Consider the following 19,886-nt stretch of genomic DNA (forward strand, 5'->3'; position numbering starts at 1 on the left):
ATATCGGAGGGGCCCTGATTCGTTAAGGGATGTTTTTCCGTGGGCCACCTGCGCGAAGCAGCGTGGCGGAACTAGGAGCACCTGCGGCATTAACTGCAACGCGGGGCCACTTCCTGCCCGTTCCTCCGGTGAGGACGGGCGGGAGGTGACCCCGCGTTGCTGCGAACTTCGCCTGGCCTGTGGGCGCTTAGTCCAGGTAGTCGCGCAGGACCTGTGAGCGCGACGGGTGCCGCAGCTTGGACATGGTCTTGGATTCGATCTGCCGGATGCGCTCGCGCGTCACGCCGTAGACCTTGCCGATTTCGTCTAAAGTCTTCGGCTGACCGTCGGTGAGGCCGAACCGCATTGCGACTACACCGGCTTCACGCTCGGACAACGTGTCCAGCACCGAGTGCAGCTGTTCCTGCAGCAGGGTGAAGCTCACGGCATCTGCGGGAACCACAGCTTCGGAGTCCTCGATGAGGTCGCCGAACTCGGAGTCGCCGTCCTCGCCAAGCGGGGTGTGCAGCGAGATGGGCTCGCGGCCGTACTTCTGGACCTCCACGACCTTTTCCGGAGTCATGTCCAGCTCGAGGGCCAGCTCCTCCGGCGTGGGTTCGCGGCCGAGGTCCTGCAGCATCTGGCGCTGGACGCGGGCCAGCTTGTTGATGACTTCCACCATGTGCACCGGGATGCGGATGGTGCGGGCCTGGTCGGCCATGGCCCGGGTGATCGCCTGGCGGATCCACCAGGTGGCGTAGGTGGAGAACTTGAAGCCCTTGGTGTAGTCGAACTTCTCGACCGCACGGATCAGGCCCAGGTTGCCTTCCTGGATCAGGTCCAGGAACAGCATGCCGCGGCCGGTGTAGCGCTTGGCCAGCGAGACGACGAGGCGGAGGTTGGCCTCCAGCAGGTGGTTCTTGGCACGCTTGCCGTCGTGGATGACGAACTCGAGCTCACGCTTGAGCTTCGGATCCATGGTGCCGTCGTCGGCGGCGATTTTCTCCTCGGCGAAGAGCCCGGCCTCGATGCGGAGGGCCAGGTCCACTTCCTGCTCGGCGTTCAGCAGGGCGACCTTGCCGATCTGCTTCAGGTAGTCCTTGACGGGGTCGGCGGTAGCGCCGGCGGACATGACCTGCTGCACGGGGGCGTCGTCGTCGTCGGCATCGGAGTACACGAAGCCGGTGCCGGTGGTGGCCGCGGCCTTGCCGGCGACTTCTTCGCCTTCTACTTCGTCGCCGAGCTCGGCGGCGTCGGGTGTGATGTCGTCGAGATCTTCTTCGTTGTCGGCGTCATCGTCAGAGGTACTGGCTGAGCCGGCGGCTTCTGCCGCGGCTTTGGCGCCGGGCTTAGGCCCGCGCTTCTTGGGCTCAGGCTTGGCGACTCCGGTTGCGGTGTCGCCACCCTCGGCGGAAGCGGCGTCCTTGACAGCCTTGTTGGCTGCGCGCGTGGCGGCGCGCTTGGCGTTGGTCGCCGCCTTCTTCTCCTCAGGGGACAATTCGGCCTGGTCGGCGGGTTCCTTCTTCGCGGAAGACGGGGTCACTGAAAACCTTTCTAGCTGCGGTCTGCGGAATCACCATACGGGCAACACCACTATGACCCTGTCAAGTCCGTGTTCAACATCAGGTGCAACCACGACCAGCAGAGCCACTAAGTAGAACTGCTGGAATGGCCTTAATGTTCCCTGTTTCCAGGGAACATTTAGGGCACTTGATACACGGACCCAACCGGGTCGCGGCAACCATTGTCTCACGGTTTTTTCCCTGAGTGCCTTTCGGGACGCCGGGTCCACCAATTGCCGCAGCTTCCGCGCCTCGTCAGTCACTCATGCGGCGTCAGGCGCAAATTTCTGCCAGGCGGCCTCACGCCTGGCGGCCCAGCCGCAAAGGGTACCGCGCCGGCCAAGCTCTGCCAGCAGTTCGGCGAGCCTGTACCCCGGGTGCTCCTGCAAGGCCTGCCGGTACAGGGCGTCGGCGTAGGAGCCGCGGCCACGGCACCATTCGATCCAGCCGCGTGCTGTCAAGGCGGCCGCGGTTGACTCGCCGTCGCCCAGAGCGCCGAGCCGCACCAAGACCCGCTCGAGCCCGACCATCATGGCCCAATCCGGGACCGATGGCGCCAGTCCGAGCAAGACTTCCCCGTAACCGGGGACCGCTTCGACAACCGGCGCGGCGCCGGCAGCGAACACGCCGACGGCCGGCGTCTCCGGCAGCGGCGTTCCCCTGACCGACGGGAAACGAGAAGCCGGACCGGACAAGCGATCGGGCAGGCGATCGGAAGAGCCATCCGCTGTACGGCCAGCTGCGCGGCCGGATGTGCGGCCGGCTGTGCGACCGGAAATTGGCCCTGACAGTGGACGAGGCGTCGGTCTGAGACCTGAGCCGGACATGGAGCCGGACATGGAGCCGGTCAAGGCGCCGGGACCGGCCTCTGTGTCGAACATGCCGAAGTCCTCGGCGCCGAATTCGGCCGCGGTTCGTCCGGCTGCCGCCATGACGAGCACAGCGTCCCGCCATGACGGAATGCACAGACTGGCCCGGAGGTAGCCGGCCAGTTCGGGTGAGAGCTGAAGTGGCAGGACCGCGGTCCTGGGATCGGAGCTATTGAGATCGGTTTTACGGGGACCGAGGTTCCCTGCTGGGCGGTTCCCTGTGTCGGGCGTCCCGGCGGGGTGTTTCCCGGCTTCGGGCGCCCCGGCGGGGTGGTTCCCGGCGTCGGGCGTCCCCGCGGGGTGGATCCCTGCTGCGTGGTTGCCGGCGTCGGGCGCCCCGGCATCCGGGGCGCTGGCCCGAGGAGCCTGGCTGCTCGGGGCGCCCGGTGCGAGGCCAGACGGATGCTCGAAGCCAGTGGCGGCCTGCATGGCCATCGTCCAAACATCGAGGACCTGGTCAAATTGGGCCCGGTCCCGCCGACGCGGGGCGAATTGCTCCGCCCAGCCGCACTCGGCCGCGCGGACGGCGGGGTCCACAGGAAGCGGCGCCGGATTGGCCCCTTGCGCGCCGGGGACGGCGCCGACGCTGCTGCCGCGGTAAACCATCTCGGCGTTGAGCCTGCTGTTCCTGATCTCCTCGATCGGCCGGCCGGGTGTCCCGCAGCACTCCGGATCATCGCAGTACGCGTTGCGCCAGAACTCAGCGCCGATCATCCAAGCATCCCTCAAGGGCAATCCGGCTGCCTCGAGGGCAAGCTCGAGTTCCTTGAGCAGGGCGGCCCACGCTTGGCCGCCGCGGCGGCTGTCCGCATCGGCGTCGGTGAAAAAGGCCAGCAACGAACCGTCGGCCGCTTCGTCCGCCTGCAGGTAGGCCACGACATTGCGTGCGAAGTCCGCTAGCGGATCCCTCCGGCCGGAGCCGGAGCCGCGCTTGGGGACTGCCCTCCCGCGCCCGCCGGCACCGGAGCCCCCGCCGCCGCCGCTCGCTCCCCCACCGACGGCACCACCGGCCCCGTGTGCGGCGCCGCCGCCTCCGGGCACGGGGAGGTCCACCCGCAGCGTGGCTCCGAGCCGCTTGCCTTGCAGGGTCATGGCCACGAGGCTGTTTTCCGGCCAGTAGCCGAGGGAGTGCGGGATGAAGCCCAGGATGTCTTCGGGGCCAGTGATTCTCAAGTGATCGGGAGCTGTCATGAACCCAGCTTCGCGGCGGCCGCGTCCCCGCGGCAGTCCCAGACTGCGCTATGTGGATAACCGCGTGCGGACCAACATGTCTCCTAGGCCCACAGTGAGCCAGTTCCGCCGATCGAAGCACACCCAATCAGGCGACACGGGCACGACGGGCCGGGGCCCTGCCACCCGCGAATACTGACAGGAATCCGCACTGTTGAAGTGCCAATGCCGACTATTTTGCGGTTCCCTTCAACGCTGCCACGTTGGCGTCGGCCATCCGGCGAATCTCTTTGACCTTTGCGATCTGTGGTGCCAGTTCCTGCATGCGGGTTGTCAGGTACTTGTCGAGGACCTTGTCCAGGGCGGCGTGGAAGCCGGTCCTCTCTCGGCAGACCGCGTCGGTCACAGCGATTCTGAACTCTTCCTGGCCGCCTGCGGCTTTTCCTGCCTTTGCTGCCTGCTGCGGGTTCGCAAAGGAGGCGTAGGGGGTTTCCCTCATGCAGGCCGCCCAGGCAGTGACGGCGTTGTCGATTCCTGAGTCGCCGGATGCGGACAGGCTGGCCGGGAAGAACCAGTTATAGGCGATGCCGGTGGCGAGCATGTAGTTTTCGGCGCTGCCATAGATCTGTGTCATGGCTTCGCCGCGGCATCCCCCGGAGGTCGTTCCCATCCCGTCGACGGTGGTCATTGGCGCGGCGTGCCCGGGCCCGCTAAGGGCATGGGTGAAGTCCGGGTCGGCGAAGAGTTTGCCGTCTGTGGACCCTGGGGCTGGCTCGTGGGGTCCTTGCGAACCGGTGCTGGCGTAGCCGCTGGCTTTGGCAGCCTCGACCGTGAGCCGTTTGAAACCGATGGCCCCGTTGAGGTCCAGCGTGGTCGCGGAGCCGGGCGGCGTGTAATCGAAGCCGGCATTGGCCATGCAGAGCCGGACAGCCTCCTGCATCCCTTTTTCGGCAATCGGATCCGCTGAGGCGTAAGCCTCGGCCTGCCGGACGATCCCTGGCACCGGCTCCGGCGATGCGGTAACCGACGCTGCCGGGATCGTGGCCGCGACCAGCGCGGTGCCGGTGCCGAGGATCAGGACGGCAGCGCCGAAGAACTTCTTTTTCATGGTGGCTCCTTCGGTTGTTTTGGGCAGTGCAGTGGCTGGCCTTCGCTGTGCGCGAAGGCCCCGGCGGGTGGACGGTGGGGCTAGTTCAGTACGTTGTTTTCGTAGGCGAAGGCGACCAGCTGGATGCGGTTCTTCAGCTTGAGTTTGGACAGGATGCTGCCCACATGGGACTTCACTGTGGCCTCGCTGAGTACGAGTGACGCGGCGATCTCGGCATTACCAAGCCCTTTGGCGGTCAGCCGGAACACGTCGCGTTCCCGCCCGGACAGCTCTGCCAGGACGGCGTCGTTCCCGGCCGAGGGCGTGGTGTAGTCGCGGAGCAGTTCGTTTGTAATGGCGGGCGCGATCACCGAATGGCCCGAGTGGACCGTTCGGATCGCGGCCAGCAGGAAGTCGGGCGTGGTGTCTTTGGTCAGGAAGCCTGCGGCGCCGGCCTGGATGGCCCGGACAACGGCTTCGTCGTGCTGGATGGTGGTCAGAACGATGATCTTGGTGGTAGTCCGACGGGGCGCTTCCAGGATCGTCCTCGTGGCCGTGATTCCGTCCATGACAGGCATCCGAATGTCCATCAAGAGCACATCGGGGCACGTCTCCTGCACGAGTTCCACGGCGGCTGCCCCGTTGACCGCTTCGCCGACAAGATCCATATCCGCCTGGCTTCGCAGGATCATCTTGAGTCCCGCACTGAACAGCGGCTGGTCATCGGCCAGGGCAATCCGAATCGGTGCAGTAGTCATGGCTTTGCTCCTGCCAAGATTCGGGGGCTGGGACTGCTCGGGTCCGCTGCTGCTTGCTGGCCGGGATCTGCCAACGGAAGGAACGCCAGCACTTCGAAAGTCTCATCGCCCTGGATAGTTTCGATCCAGCCGCCCGCGGCTGCGGCGCGGGCTTTCATTCCTGCGATCCCGCGACCCGGTGGGGTGGTCTCCGGCCTCGCGGCGCGGCTGGTGACGAGCGACGAGCGGATCCGGAGTTCAAGGGACGAGTCTTTCCAGACCACGTGCAGGCGCACGCCCCGGCTCCGGTCCCCGTGTTTGAAGGCATTTGTCAGGCACTCCTGCCCCAACCGGTAGACCGTTAGGTGCTGCGTGCGGGTCATGTCCTGTGGGTCGCCTGTCGTTTCTATCTGGACCGGCATGCCGCTGGAGTTCAACCTTTCCGCAAGAATCGCCAGGTCCTCAGCCTGGTGCGCCGGTTGGTCGCTGACGTCAGTGGAGAAGCCTTCGATCAGCCGCCGCGTTTCGACCAGTGCGGTCCTGGCTGATTCGGCGATGACCCTGGACGCTCCCTCGACAGATTCCGGCTCCACGCGGTGGATGAGGCGTATTCCGTCGGCCTGCGCCACGATGACCGTCAACGAATGTGCCAGGACATCATGCAGCTCCCCGGCGATTCTGTTGCGCTCCTGCTCGACAGCAAGTTCCGTCGCCGTTTCACGCAGTCGGGTTTCCGCCGCGAGCTGCGCCCTGCGGCTCCTCGAGGCGGTGTCTACCGCCACACCGACCGCCCAGGCGGCGAGGTTCAAGGCGGCGAACGCCCCGAAGATCAGAAAAGCGTAGGTGAGGGTTCGCAGTAGTCCCCTCCCGTATATCTGGCTGGCGAAGATGACGTTGATCCAGGTCCGGTCGGCGAACCAGTTGACCGTGATGATACCGGCAAATAAAACAGCGGCCATGGGTGCCATCCACCGGTTCCGGGTTTTCCAACCTCTCACTGCGAAGAAGATGACAACCGGGACGGCGGCGTAGCTCAGCACGCCGGACAGAAAGACCATTGGGAAGACCTTGAGGCCCTGCAGGGCCAGGGCGACGAACACCAGCCCCAGGGCTGCCGCCGGCAGGACCTCCGCCACGGCGACACCCGTGAGGAGTGCCAGCAGCAGGGCGCTGTTCTGGTCGAAATGGCGCTCCTCCAGGACAACGAGCGTCCCCATCAGCAGCGCGGCCGTAGCCGGTGCTGCCAGGAGCCTCACTGGCTGGATCGTTTTGAACATGCCTTCACCCTAAGCGGGCTTCCACACCACCAAGGCTGATTCCGGGTGAGTTCCACCCGGATGATGAACAACTTCACTCTTACGGATGATCAGTCCGCCACGACGGACGTGGGGAGGCAACTAGGCTTCGACAGCTTCCGCGGGTTTCGTGCGGCCCCTCAGATCGACTCGCCCTGGCCTGCAAAACAAGAGATCAGGGAGTGCGGCGGCGCTCCGCGACCAGCCTGCGCTGCGCAGCGAGGGCCTTGAGCAGCGGCGGAACCATGACCCCTTGGGCCGCCATCTGGCGCCGGACTTTCCGCCGGGTCACCATGATGCCGCAGGCTCCCCCGGCAAGCAGCAGGAACTGCACGCTCAGCGCCACCCGGAACGAATCCAGGCCGTAGAGCTCCCCCTGGGAGAACCCGCTGGCGTGCAGGAGGTCAAGCACCAGCCCAATCAGGTAGATGGAGACCAGTGCGGCAATGAAGCCGCCCACGTTGACAATCCCGGTGGCGGTGCCCAGCCGGTGCGCCGGGTTGAAGGTCCGGGCGAAGTCGAAGCCAATCATGGAGCCGGGACCGCCGACGGCCAGCGTCACCACGAGGGCAGCCAGGAGCCAGAGCGGCGAGCGTCCCGGCAACAGCAGCACCGCTGCCCACGCGGCGGCGGTGCACCCCGAAATCAGCAGCACCATGGTGGAGCGCCGCAGCGGATGCCGGGCAACAAATCTGCCCATCAAAGGTCCGGCGGCAATTGCGGCGGCCACGTACAGCGCCATGAGGGCCGAGACGGTGCCGCGATCCAGCCCCTGTGCGGAAATCAGGAACGGGTAGCCCCACGTCATGGCAAAGACCGTGCCGCTGAACTGGACGGTGAAGTGGCTCCAGAGTCCGAGCCGGGTGCCGGGCTGCCGCCAGGCGTGCGCCAGCGAAATGCCGGTGGCGCGTAGCCCCTGGGAGGGCGAGGGAGGCGGGTGCCCGGGCGGCAGGTCCTGCAGCAGGAGGAGGACCAGCACGACGGCGAGGCCCGACATCGCGGCGAGTGTCAGGAAAGCAGGAGTCCACCCCGCGGAGTGCAGGATCATCGCGAACGGCACCACGCTGAACAGCTGGCCCAGCTGCCCGGACATGCCCGTGAGCTGGGTCAGCAGCGGCACACGCCCCGACGCGAACCAGAGCGGGATTAGCCGGATCACGGAGATAAACGTCATGGCGTCCCCGGCGCCTACCAGTACACGTCCTAGGACTCCGCCGGGGATGTTGTCGGCAAACGCCAACTGAAGCTGGCCGAGTCCCATCAGGACACCGCCGCCGGCCAGCATGGCGCGGGAGCCGAACCGGTCCACGAGGACGCCTACGGGAATCTGCAGCGCGGCATAGACCAGCAGCTGCAGCACGGTGAAAAAGGAGATCTGGGCCGCGCTGGCGTGGAAGCGTTCCGTTGCCTCCAGGCCGACCACGCCGAAGGAGGTGCGCTGGCTGACCGCCACGAGATAGGCAAAGATCCCGACGATCCAGATCAGCCAGGCGCGGGGAGAGGTCACTCTCCCATTATGCCCGGTTCATGATAAATAGTATTTATTGGCCGGGTTCTTTACGGGCCAGGTACGCCTCGACGGCAGCACCAAGGGCATCGGCGTTGGGAAGTTGGTCGTTCTCATCTGCCAGCAGCGACCTCCGGACCGTCCCCTCGGCTTTTTCGTCGTACCGGGCCTCCAGCCGCGAAACCACCTGCTGGACCTCCTCGGAGGCCTCGATCTGTTCGGCAATCTGCCGGCCCACCTCGCGTCCTGCCTCGCGCAGGCGGTCGGCCGGCAGCATAAGGGACGTCGCCGCTCCCAAGTACTCCAGACCGGCCACTGCGGCCGTGGGGTACTCAGCTTCGGCCAGGTAGTGCGGCACATGGATCACATAGCCGGCGACGTTCCGGCCGGCCTCCGTCAGGCGCAGCTCCAGGATGTGTCCCACCGCGGCCGGGACCTCCACTGTGGGCTTCCACACCGAGATTCCCTCGATCAGCTCCGGCCGGTTGCCGTGCACCGTTACACCGACAGGCCGGGTGTGGGGCACGGGCATCGGGATCGAATGGATCCAGGTGACGAGGTTGACGTCAAGGTCCTCGACGAGGCCGACGACGGCGCGTGCGAAGCGCTCCCACTGCAGGTCCGGCTCGAACCCGGCAAGGAGCAGGAACGGGCTGCCCAGCCCGTCGACCAGCCGGTAGAGGGCCAGGCTTGGGGCCTGGTAGTCCTGCAGGTGGTCCTCGACAAAGCTGATCTGCGGGCGACGGGAGCGGTAGTCGATCAGCTGGTCGGCGTCGAACTCCGCGATCATCTGGGCATCGAGCGTGTCCAGCAGTTCAGCGGTGATCTGCCGGACCACGTGGCCGGCGTCGGCGAAACCGGTGAACCCCATGACGAGGTTGAGTCCGCGCAGTTCGGGGCTGGAGAACAGCGCGGCATCACGGATGTAGAGCGACTGGGGATCCAGCAAAGAGCCGGAAATCCGTTCAATCACGGCGTGTTCCTTTCACGATGGCGGCGGTGGGAGAAGCGGGGTGCGGTCCGTCGTCGGGACGGTGCCCAGCAGAACCCGAGCAATCAGGCAGATCCTGCCGGCCAGTCCCATGAGGCACTCACCGCACGGCAGCGCCGCTATCAATACAACGCCTCGGGGCCCGGGCTAATTCCTGCCCGGGGTGTGCTCCAGCTCTCATTCGATTCAATTTCCGCACTGCCGAGAGACTACGATCGGACATGGCCCCAGGGCCTGTAGTGCAGACACCGGGTTGCGTCCCAGACCGACGGCGCCCCCGGGATCCCTGGCAGGGCGCCAAACATGCAGTTCCTGCCGAATATCACCGAGAACCATCACAGAGAATTGAGGACTGTCCTCGTGGTCAAGAATAGTGAAGTCAAACTTAGTGCAGTCGCAGGGGATTTGAGGAAATCCCCCAGCGATGCCCTCGTCATCGGCGTCGGACAGGGCCCCGACGGCCCCGTTTTGCTCGACAATCCGTTGACGGCCAAGGCCGCGGAGGCCCTGGCGGAATCACTGAGCGTTCTTGGCATTACCGGCGCGCCGGACCAGGCCCACCGGTTGCCCGGCCTGCCCGAGACTGGGGCCACCGTCCTGCTCCTCGCCGGCGTCGGCAAGCTGCCGGCGAAAAAAATCTCAGTGACGCAGCCGCTGTCCGAGGAGGCACTGCGCCGCGCCGCCGGCTCGGCCGTCCGCCAGCTGGCCGGCGTCACCACAGTCACTATGGCACTTCCGACGACGACCCTGGCCGAGGTCGCGGCCGTCGCCGAGGGCGCCGCGATGGGCGCCTATTCCTACACCGAGTTCCGGACCTCCAAGGACGGGCTCAAGGATCCGGTGAAGAACGTCGTCATCCGCACCGACTTCGCCACGGACAAGGCGCTCCAGCCGGTCCTGCAGCGGGCGTCCCTGATCGGCACGGCCGTGAACGCGACCCGCACCCTGGTGAACCAGCCGCCGAGCCACCTCTACCCCGAGTCCTTCGCCGACGCCGCCAGGGATCTGGCCAAGGGCCTGCCTGTCAAGGTGACGGTCTGGGACGAGAAGCGCCTTGAGAAGGAGGGCTTCGGCGGCATCCTCGGCGTCGGCAAGGGCTCCACCCGGCAGCCCCGCCTCGTGAAGGTCGAGTACGCCCCGGCCAAGGCCACGGCCAAAATCGCCCTCGTGGGCAAGGGCATCACCTTTGACACCGGCGGCATCTCCATCAAGCCGGCCCTGGGCATGGGCGACATGAAGTCCGACATGGCGGGCGCCGCCGTCGTCCTGAACACCGTCCTGGCCCTGGCGGGCCTCGGACTGCCCGTCAAGGCGACCGCATGGCTCTGCATCGCCGAGAACATGCCCTCCGGCGCTGCCCAGCGCCCGGCCGACGTCCTGACGATGTTCGGCGGCAAGACCGTCGAGGTCCTCAACACGGACGCCGAGGGCCGCCTGGTCATGGCCGACGGCATCGTCGCCGCCAGCCAGGAATTCCCGGACGCCATCATTGACGTCGCGACGCTGACCGGCGCCCAGCTGATCGCCCTGGGCGACCGCACCGCCGGGGTGATGGGCTCCGACTCACTCACCGGCGCCATCAAGACCGCCGCCGACCGGGCGGGCGAACTCGTCTGGCCGATGCCGTTGCCGGAAGAGCTCCGGGCCAGCCTCGACTCCCAGGTCGCGGACATTGCCAACATCGGCGAACGCCACGGCGGCATGATGACCGCGGCCGTCTTCCTGCGCGAATTCGTGGGCAAGGGCAAAGACGGCGAACAGATCCCGTGGGCACACATCGACATCGCCGGCCCGTCGTTTAATAACGGCAGCCCCTACGGCTACAACCACAAGCAGGGCACGGGCTGTACCGTCCGGACTCTGGTGGCTTACGTCGAGGACATCCTCGCCAAGTCCGTCTAGCCAGCATCGCGGCACTGTGGCCGGGGCGGCGATGCCTCCTCGGCCACAAAGCCGCGTGACACTGGACACAAGCGCTCCACAAACGCCATGGCAAGGTGGAGCATGTATTAGTGGTTCGCTAAGGTAAACCTTGTTTCCCAGAAGCAGACACAAATGTAGTAGTCACAAATGAAAGGGAACCGGCCGGCTGGCACAATCACAGCAGGCAGGTTCCAAGACCAGATGATGCGTACTCTCGTGTCATCGTTCACGCGAGGGAGCGTTTTAGTGGCCGATCAGGCAACTGCGCAAGAATTCGACATCCTGGTACTCGGCGGCGGCAGCGGCGGCTACGCCACCGCACTGCGTGCTGTCCAGCTTGGCCTCACCGTCGGCCTCATCGAAAAGGGCAAGCTCGGCGGCACATGCCTCCACAACGGCTGTATCCCCACGAAGGCCCTGCTGCACTCCGCGGAACTGGCCGACCATGCCCGCGACTCGGCCAAGTACGGCGTCAACGTGACCCTGGACAGCATCGACATCACCGCCGTCAACGCTTACAAGGACGGCATCATTGCCGGTAAGTTCAAGGGCCTGCAGGGTCTGATCAAGGGCAAGAAGGGCATCACCGTCATCGAGGGTGAAGGCAAGCTTCAGGGCACCGACACCGTCGTCGTGAACGGCACCGCGTACAAGGGCAAGAACATTGTCCTCGCGACCGGCTCCTACTCCCGCACGCTGCCTGGCCTGGAAATCGGCGGCAAGGTCATCACCTCCGACGAAGCCCTCACCATGGATTACATCCCCAAGAGCGCGATCATCCTGGGCGGCGGCGTGATCGGCGTCGAGTTCGCTTCGGTCTGGAAGTCGTTCGGCGTCGACGTCACGATCGTCGAGGGCCTGCCGTCGCTGGTTCCGAATGAGGACGCCACGATCGTCAAGGCCTTTGAGCGCGCCTTCAAGAAGCGCGGCATCAAGTTCTCCACCGGTGTCTTCTTCCAGGGCGTTGAGCAGAACGACGACGGCGTCAAGGTCACCCTCGTGGACGGCAAGACCTTTGAAGCCGACCTGCTGCTCGTAGCTGTCGGCCGCGGCCCCGTCACGGCGAACCTCGGCTACGAAGAGGCCGGAATCACCATCGACCGCGGCTTCGTTATAACCAACGAGCGCCTGCACACCGGCGTCGGCAACATTTTCGCCATCGGCGACATCGTCCCCGGAGTGCAGCTTGCACACCGCGGCTACCAGCAGGGCATCTTCGTCGCCGAAGAGATCGCCGGCCTGAAGCCGGTCATCGTCGAGGACATCAACATCCCCAAGGTCACGTACTCCGATCCCGAAATCGCCACCGTCGGCTACAGCGAGAAGGCCGCCAAGGAGAAGTTCGGCGAGGACCAGGTCCAGACCCAGGAATACAACCTGGCCGGCAACGGCAAGAGCTCCATCCTGGGTACGTCCGGCCTGGTCAAGCTGGTCCGCCAGAAGGACGGCCCCGTAGTGGGCGTTCACATGATCGGCGCCCGCATGGGCGAGCAGATCGGTGAAGCCGCGCTGATCGTGAACTGGGAAGCCTACCCGGAGGACGTGGCCCAGCTGGTCCACGCCCACCCCACCCAGAACGAAGCCCTGGGCGAGGCGCACCTGGCGCTGGCGGCCAAGCCCCTCCACGGCTAGGCATCTCCGCCCGCACCACCGCAAGAACTCCGTGCTTAGTGCACCCGGCCGGAAAAGCCGGGTGCACTAAGCTCGAACAAGGCAGCAATCATCCGCACAAAGATCAATAAGGAGAACGGGGACGACATGTCTGAATCCGTTAACTTGCCCGCCCTCGGTGAGAGCGTCACCGAAGGAACCGTCACCCGCTGGCTCAAGCAGGTCGGTGACCGGGTAGAGGTGGACGAGCCGCTGCTCGAAGTCTCCACCGACAAAGTAGACACCGAAATCCCCTCTCCGATCGCCGGCGTGATCGAGGAAATCCTCGTCGCCGAAGACGAGACAGCTGAAGTTGGCGCCCCGCTGGTCCGCATCGGCTCGGGTGACGCCGCCCCGGCCGCTGCAGAGGCTCCGGCCGCCGCCCCCGCCGAAGAGGCCCCGGCCGCCGAGGCCGAGGCCGAGGCTCCCGCAGCCCCGGCTGCAGAAGAACCGGCTGCAGCTCCTGCTTCTGCTCCCGCCGGCGAAGGCCACGACGTCACGCTGCCTGCCCTGGGCGAAAGCGTCACCGAGGGCACCGTTACCCGCTGGCTGAAGAGCATCGGCGACACCGTCGAGGTCGACGAGCCGCTGCTCGAGGTCTCCACCGACAAGGTTGACACCGAAATCCCGTCCCCCGTTGCCGGAACCCTCCTGGAAATCCGTGTCAACGAGGACGAGACCGCCGAGGTCGGCTCCGTCCTGGCCGTCATCGGTTCCGGCGCCGCAGCACCCGCCGCACCGGCGCCCGCCGCCGCACCGGAAGCCCCGAAGCAGGAAGCTCCGGCAGCCCCCGCGCCGGCAGCAGCTCCCGCGGCCCCGGAAGCACCGAAGCAAGAAGCCCCCGCTGCCCCGGCTGCTCCGGCTGCCCCCGCCGCACCGGAGAGGACGGAAGCTGCCGCACCGGCAGAGTCCGGCTACGTCACTCCCCTGGTCCGCAAGCTGGCCAACCAGCAGGGTGTCGACATTGCTGCCTTGACCGGGACCGGCGTCGGCGGCCGCATCCGCAAGCAGGACGTGCTGGCAGCTGCCGAGGCGAAGGCCGCACCGGCCCCCGCCACCGCGGCAACGGCCTCAGCACCGGCAACTGCACCCGCCGCTGGTGCAGCGTCCTCGCTGCGCGGCACCGTGCAGAAGGCTCCGCGCATCCGCCAGGTCATCGCCCGGCGCATGCGCGAGTCGCTGGACATCTCCACCCAGCTGACGCAGGTCCACGAGGTCGACATGACCAAGGTGGCCAAGCTGCGCGCCAAGGCCAAGAACTCCTTCCAGGCCCAGAACGGCTCCAAGCTGACCTTCCTGCCCTTCATCGCCAAGGCTGTTGCCGAGGCCCTGAAGCAGCACCCGAAGGTCAACGCCTCCTACGACGAGGACAAGCAGGAGATCACCTACCACAACGCCGAGCACCTGGCGATTGCGGTGGACACTGATAAGGGCCTGCTGGTTCCGGTCATCTCCGACGCCGGCAACCTGAACCTGGCCGGCCTGGCCGGCAAGATCGCCGACGTCGCCGACCGCACCCGCAACGGCAAGATCGGCCCGGACGAGCTCTCCGGCGGAACCTTCAGCATCACCAACATCGGTTCCGTGGGCGCCCTGTTCGACACCCCAATCATCAACCAGCCGCAGGTTGCCATCCTTGGTACTGGCGCGATCGTCAAGCGGGCCGTCGTGGTCGCCGACGAGAACGGCGATGACTCGCTGGCCATCCGTTCGATGATGTACCTCTCCCTGACGTACGACCACCGCCTGGTGGACGGCGCCGACGCGGGACGCTTCCTGCAGACGCTGAAGGCACGCCTTGAGGAAGGCGCCTTCGAAGCCGACCTCGGGCTCTAGGGTCTAAAAACAAACCGACGGCGACGGCGGTGCGGGCGCCGGTGGGAAACCACCGCAGTGCCCGTGCCGCCGTCGCCGTTTGCCGTTGGCCCGCAAGCTGTTCACGGGGCCGCGGCGAGGCCTACTACGTTCTGTAGAAATCCCTGGCTAGACTGTCCCCATGAAAATCGCCATTGACATCCTGGTCTTCCTGCACATCCTAGGCGCTGCCGCAATCGTCGGTGGCTGGTTCGCCACCTTCAAGAAGCCCACCGTCCTGCCGGTGCAACTCTATGGTGCCATTGCGCAGCTGGTCACCGGGCTTGCGCTCGTAGGGATCTTGGGTGCCACCCACGAACCGGTCAACTACGTCAAGATCGCCGTAAAATTGCTGATCGCCATCGTTGTTCTCGTTGCCGCTGTGATCGGGTACCGGAAGGCTGCTTCCGGGGCTGCCGTCCCCAAAGGCTTGGCACACGCGGTCGGCGGGATGGCACTGATCAACATCGCAGTCGCCACGCTCTGGAACTAATTTCCGCACGATAATTCCGATGACGGCGCCGCTGTCGCTAAGCGGCTTGTCAGTCGCCGGCGATGCAGAATTCGTTGCCCTCGGGATCCTGCATAACATCCCAATGGAAGTCACCAATGTCATTGTCCGCCACGAACCGGGCACCGAGGGACTCGGCGTGAGCGCGCAGCGCCGCGGGGTCGGACCCCTGAATGTCCAGGTGCAGGCGCCGCCGGCCCTCCGTGGGCTCCGAGACCTGCTGGAAGGCCAACTGCGGGGCTCCTGGACCGGCGGGCCGGAGCCAGACGAACTGTTCGAAGCGGGACGACACCGCCCTGCCCAGCAGTGCGGCCCAGAACTGCGCCAGTCGTTCGGCATCGACGGCGTTGACCATGATCGTGGCGATGCGGGCCGACGGCACCGCAGGCGCGTGCGCATCTTCGGTAATTTCCATGACGACACTGTACGGACGACTCTGCCAGGGGTCACAATCCTCTGACAGCGGAACCCTCGTGCGGAGGCCGCGCAGAATCCCTAGGATTGATCACGGCAGGCTCCGGCATCTCGCCGGATGCCTGATTCACATCGACGTCGAGGAGTGGACATGGCAACAACACGCACCGCACACACAGTATGGAATGGCGACCTGATGACAGGCGCCGGCAACACCACCCTGGACAGCTCCGGGCTGGGCAACTTCGACGTCACCTGGAAGGCGCGCGCCGAGGCCGCCGAAGGCAAGACCAGTCCCGAGGAGCTCATCGCGGCAGCACACTCCGCCTGCTTCTCGATGGCATTCAGCAACGGCCTGGCGCAGGCCGGCTTCACGGCCGAGGAGATCAACACCAAGGCCGACGTGACGTTCCAGCCCGGCACCGGCATCACCGGCAGCCACCTCACCGTCGCCGCGCGGGTCCCCGGCATTTCTGCGGACGACTTCCAGCGGCTGGCCGGGGAAGCCAAGGTCGGCTGCCCCGTCTCCGCCGCCCTGACCGGCATCGAGATCACCCTGGATGCCACCCTGGCCTCCTAGCTCCGCCAGGCTCCTGGCCGCAGTTCAAGGGCCCGCAGTTCAAAGACCTAGTGCAGCGAAGGCCCCCGCCCTCCCGGAATCTCCAGGAGGGCGGGGGCCTTTTTGTGGATCCTTTGATAAGGGTCCTCGCCGTCGGGCGGGACCTAGGCCTGGCCGGCCTGCTGGCGCGCAGGCAGCGCTGCGGGCCGGACCCGGCGGTAGCCCTCGCGCAGCGGCGGACGGTCCGTGGGCAGTTCCTGGATCATTTCTTTCAACGCCCCGATTCCGTACTCCAGCTGCGGGTCGGTGCCGGCGGCGTAGGCGTGCGGCGGGAAAGTGACCTCGATGTCCGGGGTGACGCCGAAGTTCTCCACGCCCCAGCCAACGCCACCGGAGAACCAGGTGGCGTAGCGCGGCTGGGTGACGCCGGTGCCGTCGGCCAAGGCGAAGCGGTTATCGATTCCGACAACGCCGCCCCAGGTGCGGGTACCAATGACGGGCCCGATCCCCCGCAGCTTGGAGACCTGGGTGATGATGTCGCCATCGGAGCCGGCGAACTCATCGGTGAGGATGATGACCGGTCCGCGGGGAGCGTGGTGCGGGTACGTCCGCGGCCTTTCCCCGCGCGGCATGCTCCAGCCGGTGACCTTGCGCCCGATGAGCTCGGCCACGAGCTGGGAGGTGTGGCCGCCGCGGTTGCGCCGAACATCGACAATCAGTCCGTCCAGGGCGGTTTCGGTGTCGAGGTCGCGGTGCAGCTGGGCCCAGCCGTTGGCCATCATGTCCGGGATGTGCAGGTAGCCGAACGTCCCATTCGAGGCTTCACGGACGGTCCGCCGGTTGCCGGCGACCCATTCCTGGTAGCGCAGGCGCTCCTCGTCCTTGACCGGGATGACCGCCACGCGGCGCTGGGCCCCTGCGGCCGCGCCGTGGCCGGCACCATTGCGCAGGGTGAGTTCCACGGCGCGGCCGGCCGCACCGACGAGCTGCACTGCCGGGGTCCGGGTTTGGGTAAGTTCGACGCCGTCGATCGCCAGCAGGACGTCGCCGGGCTTGGCGTCGGCGCCGGGCCGGGTCAGCGGCGAGGTGGCCAGCGGGTCGGAGGACTCCCCCGCGAGGATGCGGGTTATTTCCCAGCCCTCACCGGTGAACTCCAGATCCGCGCCAAGGCGCCCCTGGGGGTTGCTGCCGTTCTCCGTGAGGGCCACGGGGCGGACGTAGGCGTGGGAGGTTCCCAGCTCGCCGTGCAGCTCCCAGAGCAGGTCCACAAGGTCATCATGGGAGCCGAGGCGTTCCACCACCGGACGGTAGCGGGCGTGGATGGACTCCCAGTCCTGGCCGGCCATGTCCTCCGTCCAGAAGAAGTCGCGCTGCAGCCGCCATGCCTCGTCGAAGGCCTGGCCCCACACGCTGAGCGGATCCAGCTGCACCCGGATGCGGCCAAGGTCCACCTTGACCAGCTGGCCGGAGTCCTCGTCGGCCTTGGCGCCGGCGGGGGCAACCCGGATCTGTTTGTCCTGGATGAACACGATCTTTTCTCCGTTTCCGGAGAGCCGGTAGCTGTCCAACGCCTCGACAATCGTGGAGGCGCGGCGCTTGGCCAGGTCGTAGCGGACCAGGCTTGGCGCGGCGCCCTTGTCCTCGAGACTGGCCCGGCCTTCGCCGGTGGTGCCGGCGAGTTCGCTGTCTAGCCAGAGCAGGGCCCCGGCAGCGGCGGCCAGTGAGGAGTAGTTGCCTTGCTGCACGGGAACGGAGATGACGCGATGGGCCAGTCCGTCGGCGTCGACCCGCACGGACGGCACGGGCTGGGCGGCGGACTGCCCCCCGCCCGCGGCGTCTATGGCCGCGCCTGACACTGCGTCCGCGTAGGCGGCGTCAGCGTTGTCCTCGAGATCGACGCTCGGGCCGAACGGCGATGGAGTGTCTGCGGCGAGGGCGACGAGGTAGGGCTTGATCGGGCTCGGGAAGGACAGATCGAAGGAGTGGCCGTCGTAGACCGGATCGAAACTGCGGTTGGAGAGGAAGGCGAGGAATTTGCCGTCCGGGGTGAACGACGGGGATTCGTCGCGGAACCGGCCGTCAGTGACGTCAATGATCGCCGCGTCCTTGCCGCCGTCGATCCTGGTGATCCGGAGCCGGCTGCGGGACCCGAAGGACGTGACCGGCTCGGACCAGCCGAGCCACGCGGAGTCCGGGGACCAGGTGAATCCTTCAATGCTGCCCTCGCCGATGCTGCTCAGTTGGGAAATCGTGCCCGTGAGGGTGTCGGCCAAGTAAATGTCACCGAAGGACGTCCCTACTGCGAGCCAGCGCCCGTCGGGGCTGGCTTCGATGGCGCTGGCCCGGCTGGGCTTGGGGAAGTCGATCCGGGTGACGTCGCTGGATGCAGGCGCCGCCGTGGCGGTTCCCGCATCGGCCGGCCCGGCCTCGGGGCCGGAGACGGATGCGTCAGCAGCGGCGGGGGCCGGGACTGCGGTGACCGGGCTCGACACGGCACTGCCCGCCGCGGCGGGGGTTGATCCGGAGCCGGTCAGCGCGGCTGCGGACACAGGCTTCGGCAACGGCATGCCGGCGTCTTCGGCGGACGCAGCTGTGGACTGCGGGCCGGACTGGGGAGCGGACTCCGCAGCGGCCTGCGGTGTCTGCGGGGCTGTCACCGACACGCCGGCCAGGGGCGCCGCGATGGCTTTCAGGTACAGGGCCTCCACGCCGTCGTGGTCGGCGACGTAGGCGATCCGGCCCTCACCGAAGGGCCGGGCCAGCCGTGCCCGGACGCCCGGGGTGGCTTCGATGACGCGGGACGGGCCGTCCTTGTGCCGCAGCCAGTGGACGGTTCCGTGGGATTCGACGGCGCTGGACGCGCCCGTGCGGTCCGGGACGACGTCCCCGAGGTGCCGCGAGGGCTTCAGCGGGGCGGCGCGGCGCGCCTGCGAGGCGGACCCCAGCGAAATATCGAGTTTGACGGCCTCCGCATCGAGGCTGGGCAGCAGCCAGAGCTCCCCGGCCGACTCAAAGACGACGCGTTCCCCGTCGGTGGCGGCGTGGCGGACGTAGAAGTCCTCGTGGTCCGTGTGGCGCCGCAGGTCGCTGCCGTTCGGCAGTACCGAGTAGAGGTTGCCGTAGCCCTCGTGGTCGGACAGGAACGCGATCCGTCCCTTGACCCAGAGGGGGTCCGTGAGGTTTCCGTCCAGCGTGGGGGCGAGCCGCTCGAATTCACCGTTTCCGTCGGCGTCGATCCACAGCTTGCCGGCGCCGCCGCCGCGGTAACGCTTCCACCAGGCGGGCTCACGCGAGAGGACGCTGGCGAGCACCACGGGGCGTTCGTCCCCGACGACGGGGCCAAAGGCCACCGATTCGACCGGGCCGAACGGGAGTTCCTGCGCCCAGCCGCCGGTCACGGGGAGGCTGTAGGCGTGGGTGTGCCGGCTGTCTGACTGGCGGAACGCGCTGGTGACCAGGACGTCGCCGTCGGGCGTGAAGCCCTTGACCCGGGTGGAGCTGTGGCCGAAGTAGCTCAACTGGCGGTAGCCGCCGCCGTCGACGTTTGCTGTGACGACCTCCGGGGCCGTCCCCTGGACGACTGTCCAGACCAGGCGCTTACCGTCGGGGGTGAAGCGGGGGTTGCGGGCCGGCAACTGCAGGGACGATACGCGCCAGGCACGGCCCCCGCCCACGGGTGCAATCCATACGTCGTCCTCGGCCACGAAGGTGACCAGATCGCCGTGGACATGCGGGAAACGGAAGTAACTCGAGGGGGTCATCGTTCGATCATAGCCAC

General features: G+C 66.8%; 14 protein-coding genes. 5 read left to right on the top strand and 9 right to left on the bottom strand.

The window, feature by feature from the left end:
* Nucleotides 1-187: 187 nt before the first annotated feature.
* The 7 genes from AC1DEM_RS13465 to AC1DEM_RS13495 form a co-directional block, all read right to left on the bottom strand.
* The gene (locus AC1DEM_RS13465) at nucleotides 188-1,522 is read right to left on the bottom strand and encodes an RNA polymerase sigma factor (protein WP_476884838.1); all 1,335 of its coding nucleotides are present in this window, start codon (nucleotides 1,520-1,522) and stop codon (nucleotides 188-190) included.
* A 282-nt stretch (nucleotides 1,523-1,804) separates the two neighbouring features.
* Nucleotides 1,805-3,601, bottom strand: coding sequence for a DUF4192 family protein (locus AC1DEM_RS13470; RefSeq protein WP_476884839.1), 1,797 nt, complete (start codon nucleotides 3,599-3,601; stop codon nucleotides 1,805-1,807).
* A 211-nt stretch (nucleotides 3,602-3,812) separates the two neighbouring features.
* Nucleotides 3,813-4,688 carry a hypothetical protein gene (locus AC1DEM_RS13475; protein ID WP_476884840.1) on the bottom strand — a complete coding sequence of 292 codons (876 nt, stop codon included), beginning with the start codon at nucleotides 4,686-4,688 and terminating at the stop codon, nucleotides 3,813-3,815.
* An 80-nt stretch (nucleotides 4,689-4,768) separates the two neighbouring features.
* On the bottom strand, nucleotides 4,769-5,425 hold the full coding sequence (locus tag AC1DEM_RS13480; protein ID WP_476884841.1) for a response regulator: 657 nt from the start codon (nucleotides 5,423-5,425) through the stop codon (nucleotides 4,769-4,771).
* Nucleotides 5,422-6,681 carry a sensor histidine kinase gene (locus AC1DEM_RS13485; protein WP_476884842.1) on the bottom strand — a complete coding sequence of 420 codons (1,260 nt, stop codon included), beginning with the start codon at nucleotides 6,679-6,681 and terminating at the stop codon, nucleotides 5,422-5,424. The genes AC1DEM_RS13480 and AC1DEM_RS13485 overlap by 4 nt, the downstream gene beginning before the upstream one ends.
* A gap of 193 nt (nucleotides 6,682-6,874) precedes the next feature.
* Nucleotides 6,875-8,206, bottom strand: coding sequence for an MFS transporter (locus AC1DEM_RS13490; RefSeq protein WP_476884843.1), 1,332 nt, complete (start codon nucleotides 8,204-8,206; stop codon nucleotides 6,875-6,877).
* Nucleotides 8,207-8,240: 34 nt separating this feature from the next.
* Nucleotides 8,241-9,179, bottom strand: coding sequence for a proteasome assembly chaperone family protein (locus AC1DEM_RS13495; protein WP_476884844.1), 939 nt, complete (start codon nucleotides 9,177-9,179; stop codon nucleotides 8,241-8,243).
* 378 nt (nucleotides 9,180-9,557) lie between these two features.
* Here AC1DEM_RS13495 and AC1DEM_RS13500 point away from each other — a divergent pair, with 378 nt between their 5' ends.
* The 4 genes from AC1DEM_RS13500 (at nucleotide 9,558) to AC1DEM_RS13515 (ending at nucleotide 15,117) form a co-directional block, all read left to right on the top strand.
* Complete coding sequence (locus tag AC1DEM_RS13500; RefSeq protein ID WP_476884845.1) at nucleotides 9,558-11,099, top strand: leucyl aminopeptidase; 1,542 nt, start codon at nucleotides 9,558-9,560, stop codon at nucleotides 11,097-11,099.
* A gap of 267 nt (nucleotides 11,100-11,366) precedes the next feature.
* A complete protein-coding gene (gene lpdA, locus AC1DEM_RS13505) occupies nucleotides 11,367-12,752 on the top strand; it encodes a dihydrolipoyl dehydrogenase (RefSeq protein WP_476884846.1) in 1,386 nt (461 codons plus the stop codon).
* A gap of 126 nt (nucleotides 12,753-12,878) precedes the next feature.
* Nucleotides 12,879-14,606, top strand: a complete 1,728-nt coding sequence (gene sucB / locus AC1DEM_RS13510; RefSeq protein ID WP_476884847.1) for a 2-oxoglutarate dehydrogenase, E2 component, dihydrolipoamide succinyltransferase — start codon at nucleotides 12,879-12,881, stop codon at nucleotides 14,604-14,606.
* 160 nt (nucleotides 14,607-14,766) lie between these two features.
* Complete coding sequence (locus AC1DEM_RS13515; RefSeq protein WP_223917119.1) at nucleotides 14,767-15,117, top strand: hypothetical protein; 351 nt, start codon at nucleotides 14,767-14,769, stop codon at nucleotides 15,115-15,117.
* Between the two features lie 49 nt (nucleotides 15,118-15,166).
* Here AC1DEM_RS13515 and AC1DEM_RS13520 read toward each other — a convergent pair whose 3' ends face one another.
* Nucleotides 15,167-15,550, bottom strand: coding sequence for a VOC family protein (locus AC1DEM_RS13520; RefSeq protein WP_476884848.1), 384 nt, complete (start codon nucleotides 15,548-15,550; stop codon nucleotides 15,167-15,169).
* A gap of 150 nt (nucleotides 15,551-15,700) precedes the next feature.
* On the opposite strand from AC1DEM_RS13520, the gene AC1DEM_RS13525 reads away from it, so the two are divergent.
* Entirely contained in the window at nucleotides 15,701-16,129 is a 429-nt protein-coding gene (locus AC1DEM_RS13525; RefSeq protein WP_090581955.1) for an OsmC family protein, read from the top strand.
* Nucleotides 16,130-16,272: 143 nt separating this feature from the next.
* Here AC1DEM_RS13525 and AC1DEM_RS13530 read toward each other — a convergent pair whose 3' ends face one another.
* Nucleotides 16,273-19,869 carry a S41 family peptidase gene (locus AC1DEM_RS13530; protein WP_476884849.1) on the bottom strand — a complete coding sequence of 1,199 codons (3,597 nt, stop codon included), beginning with the start codon at nucleotides 19,867-19,869 and terminating at the stop codon, nucleotides 16,273-16,275.
* Nucleotides 19,870-19,886: the final 17 nt, after the last annotated feature.

This window comes from Arthrobacter sp. 05T420 (genome assembly GCF_056396305.1).